Source organism: Nonomuraea insulae, assembly GCF_042656245.1.
Window position 1 is genome coordinate 1 of sequence record NZ_JBHSPA010000122.1, and the last position, 17,141, is coordinate 17,141.

Here is a 17,141-nt window from a genome sequence, read left to right on the forward strand (position 1 = left end):
GCGCGTCGCAGCCGAGCACCAGCTCGACGGCGAGCAGGGCCAGCACGGCCGCCACGGCCGAACGCCGCACCCACCGGCCGCCGCGGCGTCGCCGTTCAGCGACGGGACGGCGGGCGTCAAGGGCAGACCTGCGCCCGACGTCGGGACTGACGTTGGGGCTGCTGTCGGGGCTACTGTGCACCGTCAACCTCGATTTCGTGGTCGGAGGAGACGATGCTCACCCGGCAGGAAGTGCCACGATCGGGATTCTCCTTGCGGTCAGGGACGTCGCGTGTTCGCGCAGCGAGCGCTGCGCGAAAGCGATTGCTACGCGAACATGCGGTCGAGACCGGCGCGTATCTGAGCGGTGAGCACCGGGGGCCTTGCGGCCGGGCGCGGCCCGTAGCCGCGCCGTGCATCAGCCGGTTGGTGGCCTGGTCGGCCGTGCGCGGACCTGCCGGCAGGGCTCGTTGCCGGGATTACTTGGTGCGCTTGAAGAAGTTCTGGATGCCTTCCTTCTTCTTCATCAGGTCCAGCATGTGGTGTGATCTCTCGTTGCCGAGATACGGGGCGGCGGTGAACCAGCCGCCGTCGACCACGATGTCGGTCCCGGTGATGTAGGACGATTCGTCGCTGGCCAGGAACAGCGCGGTGTAGGCGATCTCGTCGGCTTTGCCGCTGCGCCGCAGCAGGATGGTGTTGTTCATGGTCTTCTCCGCCACCTTGCGCGTCACGGGGTTGGATTTCATGGCCGCGGTCATGTCGGTGTCGATGAATCCGGGCTGGATGATGTTGCAGCGGATGCCCCAGTCGGCCAGCGTGTAGGCCGCCGACCTCGACAATCCCTCCAGCGCCCACTTGGAGGCGGAGTAGGCGGCTGAGAAGGTCCCGGTGAGGCCGGCGACCGAGCCGATGTTGACGATGGAGCCGCCGCCGGAGTCCCGCATCAGCGGCGCGCACGTCTGGATGCCCGCCAGGATCGAGGTGACGTTGACCTCGAAGATCTCGTTCCACTTGTCCAGGTCGACGTCCGGAATCACGGTCAGGTCGTTGCTGCCGACGATGTTCATCAGGATGTGCAGGCCGCCGAAGGTCTCCTTCGTCTGGCGGACGGCCTCGGCCCACTGCTCCTGCTCCGTCACCTCCAGGTGCACGTAATGCGCCCGGCCGCCCGCCTCGGTGATCTCCTTGACCAGCGCCAGCCCGCGCTCCTCACGCCGAGCCGCGATGACGACGGCCGCCCCCTCCTTGGCGAACAGCCGGGCCGATGCCCGGCCCATCCCGCCGGTGCCGCCGGTGATCAGAGCGACTTTGTTCTCGAGTCTCATCGCAGGCCCTTTCGCCTTCAGGTGACGTGTCGTGACGAGCCGTGACGTGATCGCGTGTTACCTGCCCCCGGCGCAGTGAGCTCACCGCGAACTCCGCGACCGACCGCACCGGAGCGGAGCGGGCACCACAACCGTAATCCATCACTTGTTGAAACAGTACTACATGCTATGTTGGGTCTCGTGTCAATGAGTGGTGCAGATGGACGAAGGAGCTTCGACGTGCCGGACACCAGCCGCCGCATCCCCGTCGACGTCGTGCAGGCCGCCCTGCGGGCCGCCGAACGCTTGGGCAAGGACGTGGGCGACGTGCCCGTGCTGGCCATCGCCCGCGAGGCCGGCGTCTCCCGCAGCACCCTGCTGCGCCGGATCGGCGGCTCCCGCCAGGCCCTGGACGAGGCCGTGCGCGCGGCCGGGGTGGACCCCGGCGGGCAGCGCCCGGTGCGTGAGCGCGCGATCGAGGCCGGCGCGCACCTGATCGGCGAGCACGGGCTGGCCGCGTTCACCCTGGAGCTGGTCGCCGGCTCCGCCCAGTGCTCGGTGCACAGCCTGTACGGCGCGTTCGGCGGGCGTGATGAGCTGCTGCGGGCCATCTTCGAGACCTACAGCCCGCTTCTGGACGTGGAGAAGATCATCGCCGGCCCGCACGCCGACCTGGGCGAGACGGTCGGCCGGATCTACCGCCTGCTGGCCGAGGCGCTGGCCCGCCAGCCGCGGGTGATGCCGGCCATGCTCGCCGAGGCGCTGGCCCGCCCAGGTGACCCCGCCCTGCAGGGCCTGCTGCAGCACTTCGCGCCCCGCATGCTCGCCGGGCTGGGCCAGTGGCTGAGCGAGGAGATGGCCGCCGGACGCATCCGCGTCCAGCCGCTGCCGCTGCTGATCCAGCAGATGATCGCCCCCGCCCTGATGCACTTCGTGACCCGGCCGGCCGCCGGCCAGGTGTCCGGCTTCGACCTGCCCGGCGTGGAGGAGACCTGCGCGGTGTTCACCGAGTCGTTCCTGCGCGCCGTCGCCGTGACCTAGCCACGGCTTCACCCGGCAGGAGTGGCGGGCAACCGCCGATGTGTGCGGACGAAGGTCGCAGATGACCACCCGGCGAGGAAGGAGAACACGATGAGGAACCAGAGCACGACGTGCGCGATCATCGGCGGCGGCCCGGCCGGGATGGTGCTCGGCCTGCTATTGGCCCGCCAGGGCGTGAGCGTGAGCGTGCTGGAGAAGCACGCCGACTTCCTGCGCGACTTCCGCGGCGACACCGTGCACCCCACCACCCTGCAATTGCTGGACGAACTCGGCCTCGGCGAACGCTTCGCCGCCCTGCCGCAGACCCGGCTGGAGCGCCTGACCCTTCCCCTTCCGGACGGCGGCCAGGTCACCATCGCCGACTTCAGCCGCCTGAAACTGGCCCACCCCTACATCGCGATGGTGCCGCAGTGGGACCTGCTCACCCTGCTGGCCGAGGCCGTCCGCCACGAGCCCGCGTTCACGCTGCGGATGAGCACCGAGGTGGTCGGCCTGCTGCAGGACGGCGACCGCGTCACCGGCGTGCGCTACCACGACCGCGACGGCTTCGGCGACCTGCGGGCCGACCTGACCATCGCCTGCGACGGCCGCTGGTCCCTGGCCCGCCAGGCGGCCGGCCTGCAGGTCCGGGAGTGGCCGGTGAACTTCGACGTGTGGTGGTTCAAGCTGCCCGCCGCGCCCGGTCTCGGCGGCTCACTGCTGCCCCGGATCAAGGACGGCAAGGCCTTCGGGCTGATTCCGCGCGAAGGCTACCTGCAGGTCGCCCACTTCATCCCCAAGGGCGCCGACGCCCGCCTGCGCGAGCGCGGCCTGGACGCCTTCCGCCGCGAGCTGGCCGCCGCCGTCCCCGAAGCCGCCGGCGTGCTCGACACTCTCGCCTCCTTCGACGACGTGCAGGTGCTGGACGTGCGGCTGAACCGGCTGCGCCGCTGGCACCGGCCCGGCCTGCTGTGCATCGGCGACGCCGCCCACGCCATGTCCCCCGCCGGCGGCGTGGGCATCAACCTGGCCGTCCAGGACGCCGTGGCCGCCGCCACGCTGCTGGCCAAACCCATCCGGCGGCACCGCCTCACCGACCGCGACCTGGATGCCGTCCGCCGCCGGCGCCTGCTGCCCACCGTGGTCACCCAGACCATGCAACGCATCATGCACCGAGCGCTGATGAGGCCGATGCTCGGCGGCACGAGCCCAGCCCCGTCCAAGGCCCTGCTGGCGGCGCTGGTGAAGCTGATCAAAGCTGTCCCGTGGCTGGCCGGCGTGCCCGCCCGCCTCATCGGCGTCGGCATCCGCCCCGAGCACGCCCCGCTCCTGGCCCGCCGAGCGCCGGAAGATCCCCGCCCCATCCACAGAGCACCCTGACCCCCACCCGCTCTAACACGAACTGAAAGACAGGAAACGCCCCCATGCCCCCGAAACACGAAACCCGCCCAGCCCCCGCCCCCAACGCCGGTGCCCTGGCCGGCCCGTCGCCCGCCACCGCCGTCCGCATGCTGCTCGGCGTCATCATCGGGCTGACCGCCGTGGTCGTGGTGATGCTGTGCGCGTTCGCGCTGCCGTCGGTCAAGGGCGGCCCGAACCACGTACCCCTCGGCCTGGCCGGACCGCAGCCGGCCACCCAAGCCCTGCAGAAGGGTCTGGACGCCGACGCCTGGGACGTCAAGCTTTATCCCGACCCGCAAGCCTTGCAGGCAGCGATCAAGCAGCGCGACATCTCCGGCGGGCTCGCCCTCGGCGCCGGCGGCATCACCGTCTACACCGCCAGCGCGGGCGGCCAGCAGGCCAGCGCGGCGATCACCGCCCTGGGCAGCGGCATGGCCGCCCGGCAGCAGAGCAAGGCCACCGTCTCCGACGTGGTGCCCTTCCCCGCCGACGACCCGCGCGGCGCCGGTTTCACCGCCAGCGGCCTGCCCCTGATCTTCGGCGGCATCATGCCCGCCATCGTGCTGCTGCGCCTGTTCCCCGGCCATGCCAACCTGCGCCGCCGCCTGACCGGCGCGATCCTGTTCGCCCTGGTCGCCGGAGCCTCCGTCGCCGCCGTCCTGCAGTACGGGTTCGGCTCCCTGCACGGCGACTACTGGCTCACCGCGCTCGGCCTTTCGCTGGGCATGGCCGCCCTGTCCATCCCGTTCCTCGGGCTGGAATCCCTGCTCGGCTTCGCCGGTCTCGGCGCCGGCGCCGCGGTGATGATGCTCATCGGCAACCCGCTGTCCGGCATGGCCGGCCCGCACTGGCTGCCCACCGGCTGGGCCACCCTCGGCCAGCTCCTGCCGCCCGGCGCCTCCGGCAGCCTGGTGCGCGCCATCAGCTTCTTCGACGGCACCGGCGCCGGCGCCCCCGCCCTCACCCTCGGCCTGTGGGCGCTGGCCGGGCTGCTGCTCAGCCTCATCGCCGACCGCCGCACCACCCGCCGCCCCCACCCCGAAGCACTCGCACCGGCCGCAGCCTGAGCCCCCGACCAGCGGTTCACTCGGGCGTGCCACGACCTCTCATGCCACTCAAGCCATGCCCCCGTGGAGCCCGATCCGCGCTGCGACCACGAACGCGGACGGCCGACGGCCTCCCCAGACCTCGGCACGAGACGCCACCCAGGCAAAACCAACCGCAGGAGCCCGCTGATGAAAAATTTCATCGCCCGCAACAACCTGTACCTGCTGACCGCGCTCAGCGCCGCAGCCCTCATCTACACCCTGGTGAGCTGGTCCTCGCTCACCGTCCTGCAACAGATGGCCGGCCTCTTCGCCTTCGCGCTGGTCCTGCACCTGTGGGAGGAGGGCCGCTTCCCCGGCGGCTTCGCCGCCATGATCACCGACAAGCTGGGCTTCACCGCCCGCAGCCCTCACTTCGGCGAGATCATCACCGCCACGTACGTCTTGGTCGTGGCCTTCGTGCCGCTGTTCCTGCCGAACGTGGCCTTCCTGGCCATCGCCCCGATGATGCTCGGCATCCTCGAAGCCGTCGCGCACACTGCCGCGATCAAGATGTTCGGGCTGAAGCGCTTCTACTCGCCCGGCCTCGCCACCGCCGGGCTGGTGCTGCTGCCGCTGTCGCTGTTCACCATCATCCACGCCCACGCCCACGCCGATCACTTCCCCATGGGTGCCGTGAACCCGGCGGCGGCGCAGCGGCACCCAGGCCAGGAACGCCTCGTCCAGCTCGTGCAGTGAGGAGAACGCCCGCCCGGCCAGGACGTAGTCGCGCACGATGGTGACCTGCCGCTCGACGGGATGCAGCGGCACCGCCTGCCCGGCCGCGACGTGCCGCCGTCCTGTGAGCAGCCCCGCCGCTTCGCCCTCGCCTCCACCGCCACCCCCGCCATGGTTCCGGCTGTCCCCGCCGACACTGATGCCGAGAACGCAGGAGGGCCGACACCTACGGCGACTGAGCCGGGGAACGGGCGGGCCGCCCCAACCGGCCCGCCGCCTCGGCCCCGCGCCGGGCTCTCAGGACCAGCTCACCCCACTCGCAGCCCGTCCCCGCCTGACAGTGGCCGACGCCTTCACTCTCGGCCTGCTGCTCGGCGACGAGCGTCACGAGGCCGCCGACGCCTACCGCGATCTCGCGCCGATCTGGAGGAAGAGCACCAAGCCCAAACTCCTGAACGCGCTCAGCACGTGACCCGCCTTGCCCCGGTACGAGCCCTGCCGGGACAGGGCGAGATTCACGCGGTGTGGTCCTCGTCGTAGATGTCGGAGGCGGACCGGACGATGAGCGGGTCAGGCGCGCCGACAACCTCGTGGTCCTTGTTGTCGTAGTCGAACAGGCTCAGCACGTGCCGCATCGCCTCCACCCGGCCCCGCTTCTTGTCGTTGCTCTTGATCACCGTCCACGGGGCCTCGAGGATGTCGGTGTTGAGGAACATGTCCTCCTTGGCGGCGGTGTACTCATCCCATTTGTCGAGCGAGGCCAGATCCATCGGCGACAACTTCCACTGCCGCACCGGGTCCACCTGCCGGATGATGAACCGGGTGCGCTGCTCCGAACGCGTCACCGAGAACCACAACTTGATCAGATGGATGCCGTCGCGTACTAGGGCCCGCTCGAACTGCGGCGCCTGCAGCATGAACTCCCGGCACTCCGCCTCGGTGCAAAAACCCATCACCCGCTCCACCCCGGCCCGGTTGTACCAGGAGCGGTCGAACATCACCATCTCCCCCGCCGCCGGCAGATGGGCGATGTAACGCTGCAGATACCACTGAGTGCGCTCACGCTCCGACGGCTTCTCCAGCGCCACCACGGTCGCGCCGCGCGGGTTGAGATGCTCCATGAACCGCTTGATCGTGCCGCCCTTGCCCGCCGCGTCCCGACCCTCGAACAAGACCACCAGACGCTGCCCGTTCGCCTTGACCCAGTACTGCAGCTTGAGCAGCTCGATCTGCAACAGCCGCTTGAACTGGTCGTACTCGCCCCGATCCAACCGCTCAGGGTACGGATAGTGCTCACGCCACGTGTCCACCCGCGTGCCGTCGGGCCGCAACAGGACCGGATCGTCGTCGTCACTGTCGTCCACCACCAAGCCAGGGGTCGAGTCCAGCAGCGAAGCGTAGTTCATGACAATCGCTCTGCCTCCATCTCCATCAACACCGATCAGTGGAACTGCGGGACGATCAGGTAGATCCCGTACAGCACCACCGCCGCGCAGGCGGCGAAACACAGCACCGCGGCGGCCAGCCCGCCGGTCCCGGCGCCGGTCCTCTGCTCCTGGGCGTGCTGGCGGGCCGAAAGAGCCAGCACTCCGAGCGAGAAGACCAGCACGACGACCACGCTGACGGCCAGGCTGACAACAAAGACCTGGCCGAGGGCGGCCCATTTGATGTCCATCGATGCTTCTCCCGGCTCAGACGCTGGCGGGCACCGGCACGTCGTTGACGTTGCCGGCATGGATCGGGTCACGGCGACTGGCCGCATACAGGCCGGCCGCGGCGGCGATCGCCACCAGCGCGGCGATGGTCACGCCGAGCGTGCCGGTGGTGGCCACGGCGGCCACGACCGCACCCACCGCCCCGGCCGCGGGCAGGGTGAACAGCCAGGCCAGCGCCATCCGCCCGGCCACACCCCAGCGCACCCGCGCCAACCGGCGCCCCACCCCGGTGCCCAGGATCGCGCCCGAGACCACCTGCGTGGTCGACAGCGCGAACCCAAGATGAGAGGAGGCCAAGATCACCGTCGTCGCGCTCGCCTCGGCAGCGAAGCCCTGCGGCGACTCGATCTCGGTGATGCCCTTGCCCATGGTGCGGATGATCCGCCAGCCGCCCAGATAGGTGCCCGCCGCGATGGCCAGGCCGGCCGCCGCGATCACCCACAACGGCGGGCTCGCACCTGAGGCCAGCGCCCCGGTCGAGATCAGTGTCAGCGTGATCACGCCCATCGTCTTCTGCGCGTCGTTCGTGCCGTGCGCCAGCGACACCAGCGACGCCGAGACGATCTGCCCGAACCGGAACGTGCGCGTCACCGAGTCGTGCCGCGCCCGGGCGGTGATCGTGTACGCCAGGAACGTGGCCGTCATCGCGACGAACCCGGCGATCAACGGCGAAGCGACGGCCGGGATCAGGATCTTCTGCAGCACCGTTCCGAAGTGCACCCCCTGCATCCCCGCGCCGACCCAGACCGCCCCGATCAGCCCGCCGAACAACGCGTGCGACGAGCTGGACGGCAGCCCCAGCAGCCAGGTGAGCAGATTCCACAAGATCGCGCCGATCAGCCCGGCGAACACCATCGGCGGAGTCACCAGCTTGTCGTCCACGATCCCGCCGGAGATCGTCTTGGCCACCTCCACCGACAAGAATGCGCCCCCCAGGTTCAGCACCGCCGAGATCGCCACAGCCACCTTCGGACGCAGCGCACCGGTCGCGATGGAGGTGGCCATCGCGTTGGCCGTGTCATGGAATCCGTTGGTGAAGTCGAAGGCCAGCGCCGTGATGACCACGACAACGACCAGAAACGTCACTTGTTCCATACCGCCGCCCATCGTCTCGACGTCAGCAAGAGGTTAGAGGCTCGTGTTGAACAAGCCATGAACTTTCAGCGGACAAAAACTAACAAAGCCGTCATATTCGCATATATCTCCCACATGCCACGTCCGGCCCCGATTGCGGAACCCTGGCACGATACGGTCCCAAGGAACTGGACGAATCCCGGACCACGGTTTCCGGTAGTCGAATTCCCCGTGAACGCTTCGTGCCCCCAGGCCCACATGTCCCGACAAGGCGAGAATTGAACTGGTTTATCCACGGGCGCAGAGGGGGCGTCGCGGTGGCCGTGCTGGAGCTGCTGGGGCAGCTGGTGAACTTTCTCGGGGGCGTGGGGCCGGTCCTGTTCGGGATCGCGCTGCTGCTGGTGGCGCCTTTCGTCGACCGGCTGGTTTTGCGACGCAAGCGGATCAGCTTCCGGGTGCTGTACAACTCCAAGATCGGCGTCGGCCCGGAGCGGCTGAGCGATGGCAGCGATCCCACCGAAACGGGGCCGCCGGGGCTTCACCAGGTGGCGCAGTTGCTGGAGCGGATGAGCATCGTCGTCATCCGGCTGCGCAACAGCGGCAGCTATGACATCGACCCCGACGACTTCGACAAGCCGCTGTCGTTCACCTTCGGCGGACGGCTGGTATGGAACGCCCGCGTGTCGGACGCCAGCACCGGCGAGCTGCGCCAGCGGCTGCGCGAAGGGCTGCGCTTCTTTCCCGACGAGAACAAGCCCGCCCGTGACAACCTGCTCACCGTCCGGCAACGACTCATCGACCGGCTCGCCCGCCGGCTCGGCGGTCCCCAGGGCCAGGGCCAGGATCTCCCCGAGCCGACCTGGCACGGCGTACGGCTGGCCGAACTGACGTTGAAACGCGGCGAGAAGGCCAAACTCGTCGTGGTCCTGCGCGAGTCCGCCCCGGGAGAGGGAGACATCACCAAGATCGTCCGGCACACCGGCAAGCTCAAGGACGCCGGAATGATCAAAGACGAGGGACAGACTCGCCGGATCACCCTCCCCCGGGTCAGCATCGCGCTGGTCGCCGTGCTGAGCGCCCTGCTCATCGCAAGTCAGCTCGTCCAGCCCCCGGATCGCTCCATTGCCTGCGCTTCCGGCACGCTGCGCGTCGAGGGATCCAGCGTACTGATGGCGACGATGAAGACCATCGCCGACGAGTACATGAGAACGTGCGGCGACGCCCGGATCACCACCAAGCCGAACGGCTCCCTGGGAGGAGTGCGTACCGTCCTGGAATCCAGCGCCGCCGACTCCGGCGGGCTCCTCGCGCTGTCGGACGGCAAGAGCAACTACCACGACCAGTTGCACGGCGAGCGGCTGGCCATCGTCGTCTACTTCGTGGTGGTCAACACCGGGGTCGGGCTGACCACCATAGGCGTCGACGACCTACGCAAGATCAACAACGGCGTCTGGACGGACTGGAAGCAGGTACGGGGCAAGCAATCGCTGCCGATCCGGATCATCAGCCGCAACCAGAACTCCGGCACCCGGCAACTGTTCGAGCACCAGGTCCTCGGCACGGGCGAGAACATGCTCTCCTCCGACGAATGCCGCCAGAAGGACCGCAACCGCAGTGCGCCCGTGATCCGCTGCGAACGCGACGACAACGCCGAGATCATCCGCCAGATCGCCGCCATACCGGGCGCGATCGGCTACGCGGACGCGCCGTCGGTCCGGGACGCGCGCCGGGCGGGCAGCATCACCGCACTGGCGCTGGACGGCAATGTGTTCGACGCCTCCACCGTGGTGGAGTCCGACTACCCGTTCTGGACCGTGGAGTACCTCTACACCAGAACGCAGCCGAAACCGGGCTCCCTCACCGCCGATTTCCTGCAGTTCGCCCGTACGCACGAACGCGCCCAACTACGACTCAGCGAAGCGGGATTCCGGCCCTGCACCACGAAAGAGGGCCTGCTGGAGCCCTGCGTCCTACGCTGACTTCCAAGGCGTACGCCTTTCTCCGGCGACGTGCCAATGGTCACGGCCTCGACCCATGCGGGGCCGACGCGCACACGGCGTGCAGCACAAGAAACGTCGACCTCGACAGATCGCTCGGCGCCGACGAGGTCATCGACCACACGCGCCAAGACCTCACTGTGAACGGCAAGACCACAACGTCATCTTCGACACCCGGCGTCCATTGGTCGGCCGAGCAGCCGAACTGAGCAACCTGTCCGGTCTTCTGGACGCGGGGGCAGTGAATCTTCGTGTTGGCCGGGCACCTTGACGGGTTGCGCGCGCTGCTGTCGTGGCAGGCCGGAACGGGCGACCTGGCGGGTCTGGGTTGGTCAACGCGCCCGCGGCGGCGGCGCGATGGTTGCGTGCCGCGCTGGCGGCCTCGCCCGCTGACGCGACGCCGGAGCTGCGGATGTCGCTAGGGGTAAAGCTCGCGCCAGGTGTCCACCGCGCTGGCATCGGGGCGCATCAGCACCGGGTCGTCATCATCGCTGTCGTCGATCCACAACCCGGGCGTGGAATCCAACAGCCGAATCGCCTCGATCCCGATCCGAAGGTCTATGACCACCGCATTCCCTCGTACTCGCACATAAAGCACACGACGGCCGTCCGGCAAGAGGTGAGCGACCGATGGGCGTCACGGGTGGTCGTCGTGGTCGGGGTCGAACTCCGTGGGTTCGGCGGGCAGGGTGTAGCGCTCGTTGATCAGGTCGGCGACGCGCCTCCTGCTGTCCTCGGCCGTGTCCTTCTCCAGTCCTGCCACCTGTTCGGCCAGTTCGGCGTCGCCCAGGCGGTCGCGGATCCACGCCGAATAGTCTCCCCGGCTCAGGTGGTGCTGCCAGGTCTCGTCGTCCACGCCCTCGGCCAGTTCGACGAACGTGTGCAGGTTGCGGGCCCGCAGGTGCAGCCGGTCGTCCGGTCCGGTGAAGTAGAAGCTCTTGTCCTTGGACATGGTCCCGGCCGCGTACTTGCGCCGGTGTCGTGTGCGTTCGGCGCGGGCGGGCGTCAGCGTGAAGCCCTGCGCGGTGGGCGAGCCGACCGGCCACAGCGCCGGCTCGCGCTCGGTCTCGCCGGCTGAGGCATTGGATTCGACGTGCGGGGCCTCGTGCCCGTCAGCCTGGGCGATGGCCGCCAGTGTGTCGGCGACTCCGGCTCCGACCGCGATCGCGCTGGTCATCAGGCGTAGTGCGGCGGGGCTGACCGCGTCGGGATGTACGGTGATCATGACTAGCGAGCCGACGTCCGCAGCCTCGTTGATCGGGATCTGGCGCAGTTCGGCGGGCATCAGGTGGTGGGTTTCGTCCAGGATGAGCCAGTGCGGGTGGCCGAGCGCGGCGCGCAGGCTGGCCAGGCGGGGCAGCAGCTCGGCGAAGTATGCGGGCCGGTCGCGTAGTTGCAGCCCGATCAGGTTGATCACGACGCTGTGGCTGGGCTGGCGCAGCACGTTCAGCACCTCCTCTATGCCGGGCACCCGGTCGGGGTCGCCGAGCACGGTGAGGTCCGGGTAGTCGGCGTAGTCGCCTTCCGGGTCCACGATCACGCACTGGTACGCAGCGGCGACCAGGCGTTCCAGCAGTGCGGTGGTCACGGTGGACTTGCCGCTCCCGGACGGTCCCGCCACCAGCAGGCCGACCCTGTACGGGGGCAGGCGTACCTCCTCCTCGCCACGGCGGCCGAGCAGGACGTGGTGGCGGGGCACCTCGACGGCATCCAGCTCACCCGACAGCAGCAGGGCGGCCAGCTCGGCCACGCCGGTGCCGTTCCTGCCCTCCAGCCGCAGGTCGCAGGCCTTCTTGAGGGCGGGCAGGGCGTTGGCCACGGCGGCGCCGCACTCGGCGGCGGTCAGGAAGGCGTGGTCGTTCTCGGCGTCGCCGACCGCCACCACGCTGTGCTGTGAGGCATCCAGCCGGTCCAGAGCGGCGGCCAGGCCGGTGGCCTTGTTCACGCCGGGCGGCAGCACCATGACGGCACCTTTGTTGTAGATCACCTGCCGTTCCAGGCCGAGGTCGCGGATGGCCTCGAGCACCTGGACATCGTGCGGCTGCCTGGTGGCGATCAGCACCCGGCCGACGCCCAGCGGCTCGGCGCCCTCTCGCTGGAGGCGTTCGACCAGTTCGGGCGGAGGCGGGTCGGCCAGGGGCTCGGCCTCGCGCTGAGCCGGGTCGTACAGCAGGCCGCCGTTCTCGGCCACCACCAGGTCGAACAGGGCGATCTGCGGACAGACATCGAGCAGGTCGTCGAGCTCGCGGCCGGTGACCAGCAGCAGCTTGACGCCCGCGCGTGACAGCCGTTCCAGCGCCTGGACGGTGTCGTCGGCAATGACGCCGCCGCTCGCCAGGGTGCCGTCGTAGTCGCAGGCCAGCACGTGAAATCGCATGCCCGGCCACCTACCCGGCCCGCCGCTGGCCAGGGCGGTATCAGGTGAAGACCAGGCAAACATCAGGGGTCACACGGAGCGGACTCGCAGCAGCGCGGGCGAGGCACGAAACGTACGACGGCCGGGCTCAGCGAAGGCCGGCGCGTCGAAGCCATGAGTCGACCTCGGACTGGGCGCTGCTCACTTCTTCGCCGCGCACGGCAAGGCCTTCGGCGATGGTCGCGCCCGGGCATGAGGCTGCGTAGTCGCGTTCGGTGTTTCCCAGGCCGCTCATGGCGAACGTCGTGAGGGGGAAGACGGTCTTGCCGCGGAAGGAGAGGGTCTCGGTGAAGGTCGTCATGATCATGGGCGCGCGGACGTTCCAGATGGGGCTGGCCAGCAGCACCGTGTCATAACGGTCAATCGAGGGCAGCGGGCCCGCGATGGCCGGACGAGCGTCGGCGTCTTGTTCACGCACGTTACGTGCGACGGTCTCCTCGTAGTCGTCGGGGTAGGGGTCGGCGGGGTCGATGCGGTGGACGTCGCAGTCGATGCGCCTGCTGATCATCCGGGCGAGCACTTCGGTGTTGCCGACCTGCAGGTTCCGGCGTCCTCCGTAGTAGTAGTTCTCGCCCGCCCGGGAGAAGTAGGCCAGCAGAATGGACTTGGCAGCCGGGCTGGAGCGGGCGGGCTGGTCCGCCGGCGCCGAACCAGACCGGGCGGGCGGAGAGGAGGCGCAACCGATGATCGGGACGCCGGCCATCACGGCCCCTCCAGCCAGGAACGTGTTACGCAGGAACGAGCGCCGTTCCAGCGCGGCGGTGCGGTCGTCGCCGGGGTTCGTCATCACATGCTCCGGTGTGGTGAGGGGCGGGGCTGGGCAACTCGCGGGCGGGCCACCACTCAGAGCGGCGCAGGAATCGCATCGGCGGAGCCCGCTTCCAGCCGTGTCAGTCGCTGACGCGCATCTGTCCGAATTGGCGGACCATGGCCGGATCTCGGTGGTCGAAGAACAACGAGCGTCCCGTGTCCATGGTGGCGATGCGGGCCATCTGGTCATCGGTGAGTTCGAAGTCGAAGACGTCGATGTTCTGTGCCATGCGATCGGGGCGGACCGACTTGGGGATCACGACGACGCCTCGCTGGATGAGCCAGCGCAGCACGACCTGCGGCACCGACTTGCCGTGCGCGCCGGCGACCTCGCTCAGCAGCGGATGGGCGAACAGGTTGTTGCGGCCCTCGGCGAACGGGCCCCACGACTCGATCTGGATGCCGCGCTCGCGCATGACCTCCTGGTCGGCGGTCCGCTGGAAGAACGGGTGGGTCTCGATCTGGTTCACCGCGGGTGTGACGTCGTTGTGGTCGACGAGGTCGACGAGGCGGTCGGGGTAGAAGTTGGAGACGCCGATCGCTCGGATGCCGCCCTCGCGGTGGAGGTCCTGCATGGCGCGCCATTGGCTGTAGACGTCGCCGAAGGGCTGGTGGATCAGGTACAGGTCGAGGTAGTCGAGGCCGAGCTTGCGCAACGAGGCGTCGAAAGCGCGCTTGGTGTTGTCCTGGCCGGGGTCCTGGACCCACAGCTTGGTGGTGACGAACAGGTTCTCGCGCGCGATGCCGCTGCTCTTGATCGCGCGGCCGACGGCCTCCTCGTTGCGGTAGGCGGCGGCGGTGTCCAGCAGCCGGTAACCGGCGGCCAGAGCGTCGGTGACGGCCTGCTCCGTCTGCTCTGCCGGGATCTGGTAGACGCCGAAGCCGAGGATCGGCATGTCGACGCCGTTGTTCAGGGTGACGGTCCGCATGGGACTTCCCTTCATGGATGTCCGCTCAGGGACGAATGAGGACTTTGAGCGCTCGGCGCTCGGCCATGGCGCGGTAGGCGTCGGGGACGTCGGCGAGGCCCACGGTGCGGTCGAAGACCCGGCCCGGATCGATGGTTCCGTTCAGGACGTCGGGCATGAGCTCTTCGATGTAGGCGCGGGCGGGGGCGGCCCCGCCGGTCAAAGTGATGTTGCGCATGATCAGGTCGAAGCCGAGGGGACCCTGCTCGTACTGCGGCACGCCCAGGCGGCTGATCGTGCCGCCGTCGATGACGGCGCCGAGGGCGGTCTGCAGGCTCTGCAGGGTGCCGACGGCTTCGATGACACGGTCGGCGCCGTCGCCGCCGGTCAGCTCGCGCACCTTGGCCGCGCCTTCCTCGCCGCGTTCGGCGACGACGTCGGTGGCGCCGAAGTCGCGGCCCAGATCGGTCCGGTCGGTGTGGCGTCCCATGAGGATGATCTGCTCGGCGCCCAGGCGCCTGGCGGCGATCACGGCGGACAGGCCCACCGCGCCGTCGCCGATGACCATGACGCGATCGCCGCGGCTCACCCCGGCGGTGACGGCGCCGTGGTGGCCGGTGCACAGCACGTCCGACAGCGTCAGCAGGGACGGCAGCAGCGGTGAGGTCTCCTCGACGGGAAGCTTGACCAGGGTCCCGTCGGCCACCGGGACGCGGACGGCTTCGCCCTGCCCGCCGTCGACGCCGTCCAGACCGTAGCGGCCGCCGTGGCGGCAGGAGGACTGCAGGCCCTTGCGGCAGAAGTCGCAGGTGTTGTCGCAGTAGGTGAACGGCGTGACGACCAGGTCGCCCGCCCGCAAGGTCGCGACGCCGGAGCCGGTTTCCTCGACGACGCCGAGGAACTCATGTCCCATGGGGCGGCCGGTCCCGGTGGCGGGCATGGACGCGTACGGCCACAGGTCGCTGCCGCACACGCAGGACAGCACGACCCGGACGATCGCGTCGGCAGGCTGCTGAATCTTCGGATCGGGCCGATCCTCGACGCGGACGTCGCCCGCGCCGTACATGACGGCTGCTCTCATGACGTACTCCTCGATATTCGTCGGGTCAGCGTTCGATCATCTGCATCTGCGTCTCGTTGTGGTGGCCACCGGCGGCCGGGGGCAGGCTGTCGAGCTTGGCGAGCTGCTCGGCGGTCAGTTCGAGGTCGTCGGCGGCGACGTTCTCCTCCACCCGGCTGACGCGCTTGGTGCCCGGGATGGGGGCGATGTCGTCGCCCTTGCTGAGCAACCAGGCGATCGCGACCTGCGCGGGCGTGGCGCCGGCCTCGTGGGCGATGGCCTGCACCTCGTCGGCGAGGGCGAGGTTGCGCTGGAAGTTCTCGCCGGTGAAGCGGGGGTTGGTCGCCCGGAAGTCATCGGGGCCGAAGTCACTTTCCGAGCGGATCTGCCCGGTCAGGAAGCCGTGGCCGAGCGGGGAGTAGGCGACGAGCCCGATGCCCAGCTCGCGCAGCAGCGGCAGCGCCTGCTCCTGATCGCGGGTCCACAGCGAGTACTCCGACTGCAGCGCGGCGATCGGGTGGACCGCGTGCGCGCGGCGGATGGTCTCCAGCCACGCCTCCGACAGGCCGATGTGGCGGACCTTGCCCTGCTCCACCAGCTCGGCCACCGCGCTGATGGTGTCCTCGATGGGCGTGTTCGGGTCGACGCGGTGCTGATAGTACAGGTCGATGTGGTCCGTGCCCAGTCGCTTGAGCGAGCCCTCGACCGCGGTGCGGATGTTGGCCGGGCTGCTGTCGAGGTTCCAGGGGCCGTCCCCCGCATGGGAGACCAGGCCGAACTTGGTGGCGATCACCACCTGTTCGCGGCGGCCCTTGAGCGCTTTGCCGAGGAGTTCCTCGTTGATGTACGGGCCGTAGATCTCGGCGGTGTCGATCAGAGTGACGCCCAGCTCCAGGGCCCGGTGGATGGTGCGGATGGACTCGGCGTCGTCGGTGCCGGAGCCGGTGTAGCCATGGGACATGCCCATGGCGCCCAGACCGATGCGGGAGACCTCCAGGTCGCCGAGAAGGATGTGCTTCATCGGGTTTCTCCGTTCCATGACGTCGTGAAGGGCGGACGCAGGAAGCGCACCTCACCCATTGTCACTCTCTGTAATATTTCATCTGCTCAGAGTGCGATACCGGCGGGGGTGGCCGAGTGGTCGCCAGCTCTCCGCAAAAGCGGACATATAGCTCTTTACCGGTACCTACTTTCGCGTGGTTCCGGCTTCGGTGCCAGGGCGGGTCGTGCCGGGGTGTGACGTTCGGGGGTAATGACACGGCCCCCCACCTGGCCACCGAGCACGCCGGCACCAGTGTGAGACTGAAGGCATGGCACCTCAGCGCACCACCACCAGCAGCAGCGATACGGAGCTGGGCCGGTTCCTGCGTGCCCGCCGTACGCAGACCAGCCCCGAGCGGGTGGGCTTGTCCGTCGGCACAGGCCTGCGCCGAACCCCTGGGCTGCGCAGGGAAGAGCTGGCCACCCTGTCCGGGATCAGCATCGACTACTACGTGCGTCTGGAACGGGGCAAGGAGACCCGGCCCAGCCCGTCGGTGATCGACGCCCTCGCCCGTGCCCTTCAGCTCGACGACGAGGAGCATCAGCACCTGCGCGAGCTGGCCGCCCGCGCCGCCCGCTACGCCTCCGAACCACCGCCGCCGCCCAGCCGCACCGTGCGCCCCCACCTGAAGCTGCTGCTGGAGACGATG

General features: G+C 69.2%; 18 protein-coding genes. 7 read left to right on the plus strand and 11 right to left on the minus strand.

What is annotated here, in order from left to right; translation table 11 throughout:
• Positions 1-187 (minus strand): hypothetical protein (locus ACFPZ3_RS66745; protein ID WP_379524716.1); only part of this gene is annotated, 187 nt, incomplete at its 3' end.
• Between the two features lie 271 nt (positions 188-458).
• Complete coding sequence (locus ACFPZ3_RS66750; protein ID WP_379524717.1) at positions 459-1,307, minus strand: SDR family NAD(P)-dependent oxidoreductase; 849 nt, start codon at positions 1,305-1,307, stop codon at positions 459-461.
• A gap of 219 nt (positions 1,308-1,526) precedes the next feature.
• Here ACFPZ3_RS66750 and ACFPZ3_RS66755 point away from each other — a divergent pair, with 219 nt between their 5' ends.
• From ACFPZ3_RS66755 to ACFPZ3_RS66775, 5 genes are all read left to right on the plus strand, one after another.
• Positions 1,527-2,327, plus strand: coding sequence for a TetR/AcrR family transcriptional regulator (locus ACFPZ3_RS66755; RefSeq protein WP_379524718.1), 801 nt, complete (start codon positions 1,527-1,529; stop codon positions 2,325-2,327).
• Between the two features lie 90 nt (positions 2,328-2,417).
• Positions 2,418-3,686, plus strand: coding sequence for an FAD-dependent oxidoreductase (locus ACFPZ3_RS66760; RefSeq protein WP_379524719.1), 1,269 nt, complete (start codon positions 2,418-2,420; stop codon positions 3,684-3,686).
• A gap of 44 nt (positions 3,687-3,730) precedes the next feature.
• Positions 3,731-4,774 (plus strand): hypothetical protein, encoded by a 1,044-nt coding sequence (locus ACFPZ3_RS66765; protein WP_379524720.1) that lies wholly within the window; start codon positions 3,731-3,733, stop codon positions 4,772-4,774.
• Between the two features lie 168 nt (positions 4,775-4,942).
• Positions 4,943-5,491, plus strand: a complete 549-nt coding sequence (locus ACFPZ3_RS66770; protein WP_379524721.1) for an HXXEE domain-containing protein — start codon at positions 4,943-4,945, stop codon at positions 5,489-5,491.
• A gap of 319 nt (positions 5,492-5,810) precedes the next feature.
• A complete protein-coding gene (locus ACFPZ3_RS66775) occupies positions 5,811-5,942 on the plus strand; it encodes a hypothetical protein (RefSeq protein ID WP_379524722.1) in 132 nt (43 codons plus the stop codon).
• Positions 5,943-5,985: 43 nt separating this feature from the next.
• On the opposite strand, the gene ppk2 is transcribed toward ACFPZ3_RS66775, so the two are convergent.
• Genes ppk2 through ACFPZ3_RS66790 form a run of 3 tightly spaced genes read right to left on the minus strand, consistent with a single transcriptional unit; the run spans position 5,986 to position 8,280 of the window.
• Positions 5,986-6,876, minus strand: a complete 891-nt coding sequence (gene ppk2, locus ACFPZ3_RS66780; protein WP_379524723.1) for a polyphosphate kinase 2 — start codon at positions 6,874-6,876, stop codon at positions 5,986-5,988.
• A gap of 35 nt (positions 6,877-6,911) precedes the next feature.
• On the minus strand, positions 6,912-7,145 hold the full coding sequence (locus ACFPZ3_RS66785) for a hypothetical protein (RefSeq protein ID WP_379524724.1): 234 nt from the start codon (positions 7,143-7,145) through the stop codon (positions 6,912-6,914).
• Between the two features lie 16 nt (positions 7,146-7,161).
• The gene (locus ACFPZ3_RS66790; RefSeq protein WP_379524725.1) at positions 7,162-8,280 is read right to left on the minus strand and encodes an inorganic phosphate transporter; all 1,119 of its coding nucleotides are present in this window, start codon (positions 8,278-8,280) and stop codon (positions 7,162-7,164) included.
• Between the two features lie 257 nt (positions 8,281-8,537).
• On the opposite strand from ACFPZ3_RS66790, the gene ACFPZ3_RS66795 reads away from it, so the two are divergent.
• Positions 8,538-10,238, plus strand: a complete 1,701-nt coding sequence (locus ACFPZ3_RS66795; protein ID WP_379524726.1) for a substrate-binding domain-containing protein — start codon at positions 8,538-8,540, stop codon at positions 10,236-10,238.
• A 436-nt stretch (positions 10,239-10,674) separates the two neighbouring features.
• Here ACFPZ3_RS66795 and ACFPZ3_RS66800 read toward each other — a convergent pair whose 3' ends face one another.
• From ACFPZ3_RS66800 to ACFPZ3_RS66825, 6 genes are all read right to left on the minus strand, one after another.
• Positions 10,675-10,824 carry a hypothetical protein gene (locus tag ACFPZ3_RS66800; protein ID WP_379524727.1) on the minus strand — a complete coding sequence of 50 codons (150 nt, stop codon included), beginning with the start codon at positions 10,822-10,824 and terminating at the stop codon, positions 10,675-10,677.
• A gap of 69 nt (positions 10,825-10,893) precedes the next feature.
• A complete protein-coding gene (locus ACFPZ3_RS66805) occupies positions 10,894-12,633 on the minus strand; it encodes an HAD-IIB family hydrolase (protein WP_379524728.1) in 1,740 nt (579 codons plus the stop codon).
• A 127-nt stretch (positions 12,634-12,760) separates the two neighbouring features.
• Positions 12,761-13,459 (minus strand): flavodoxin, encoded by a 699-nt coding sequence (locus ACFPZ3_RS66810; protein ID WP_379524729.1) that lies wholly within the window; start codon positions 13,457-13,459, stop codon positions 12,761-12,763.
• 103 nt (positions 13,460-13,562) lie between these two features.
• Positions 13,563-14,411 (minus strand): aldo/keto reductase, encoded by an 849-nt coding sequence (locus ACFPZ3_RS66815; RefSeq protein ID WP_379524730.1) that lies wholly within the window; start codon positions 14,409-14,411, stop codon positions 13,563-13,565.
• 25 nt (positions 14,412-14,436) lie between these two features.
• The gene (locus ACFPZ3_RS66820; RefSeq protein WP_379524731.1) at positions 14,437-15,471 is read right to left on the minus strand and encodes a zinc-binding dehydrogenase; all 1,035 of its coding nucleotides are present in this window, start codon (positions 15,469-15,471) and stop codon (positions 14,437-14,439) included.
• A gap of 25 nt (positions 15,472-15,496) precedes the next feature.
• Positions 15,497-16,471, minus strand: coding sequence for an aldo/keto reductase (locus ACFPZ3_RS66825; RefSeq protein WP_379524732.1), 975 nt, complete (start codon positions 16,469-16,471; stop codon positions 15,497-15,499).
• Positions 16,472-16,760: 289 nt separating this feature from the next.
• Here ACFPZ3_RS66825 and ACFPZ3_RS66830 point away from each other — a divergent pair.
• Positions 16,761-17,141: helix-turn-helix domain-containing protein (locus ACFPZ3_RS66830; RefSeq protein ID WP_379524733.1), on the plus strand; the 381-nt coding region annotated here is incomplete at its 3' end.

What these genes read in the sequence shown, in the direction of transcription:
- ACFPZ3_RS66750 (WP_379524717.1), bottom strand. Translation starts at nt 1,307, where the DNA reads ATGAGACTCGAGAACAAAGTCGCTCTGATCACCGGCGGCACCGGCGGG.
- ACFPZ3_RS66760 (WP_379524719.1), top strand. Translation starts at nt 2,418, where the DNA reads ATGAGGAACCAGAGCACGACGTGCGCGATCATCGGCGGCGGCCCGGCC.
- ACFPZ3_RS66765 (WP_379524720.1), top strand. Translation starts at nt 3,731, where the DNA reads ATGCCCCCGAAACACGAAACCCGCCCAGCCCCCGCCCCCAACGCCGGT.
- ACFPZ3_RS66770 (WP_379524721.1), top strand. Translation starts at nt 4,943, where the DNA reads ATGAAAAATTTCATCGCCCGCAACAACCTGTACCTGCTGACCGCGCTC.
- ppk2 (WP_379524723.1), bottom strand. Translation starts at nt 6,876, where the DNA reads ATGAACTACGCTTCGCTGCTGGACTCGACCCCTGGCTTGGTGGTGGAC.
- ACFPZ3_RS66785 (WP_379524724.1), bottom strand. Translation starts at nt 7,145, where the DNA reads ATGGACATCAAATGGGCCGCCCTCGGCCAGGTCTTTGTTGTCAGCCTG.
- ACFPZ3_RS66790 (WP_379524725.1), bottom strand. Translation starts at nt 8,280, where the DNA reads ATGGAACAAGTGACGTTTCTGGTCGTTGTCGTGGTCATCACGGCGCTG.
- ACFPZ3_RS66805 (WP_379524728.1), bottom strand. Translation starts at nt 12,633, where the DNA reads ATGCGATTTCACGTGCTGGCCTGCGACTACGACGGCACCCTGGCGAGC.
- ACFPZ3_RS66810 (WP_379524729.1), bottom strand. Translation starts at nt 13,459, where the DNA reads ATGACGAACCCCGGCGACGACCGCACCGCCGCGCTGGAACGGCGCTCG.
- ACFPZ3_RS66815 (WP_379524730.1), bottom strand. Translation starts at nt 14,411, where the DNA reads ATGCGGACCGTCACCCTGAACAACGGCGTCGACATGCCGATCCTCGGC.
- ACFPZ3_RS66820 (WP_379524731.1), bottom strand. Translation starts at nt 15,471, where the DNA reads ATGAGAGCAGCCGTCATGTACGGCGCGGGCGACGTCCGCGTCGAGGAT.
- ACFPZ3_RS66825 (WP_379524732.1), bottom strand. Translation starts at nt 16,471, where the DNA reads ATGAAGCACATCCTTCTCGGCGACCTGGAGGTCTCCCGCATCGGTCTG.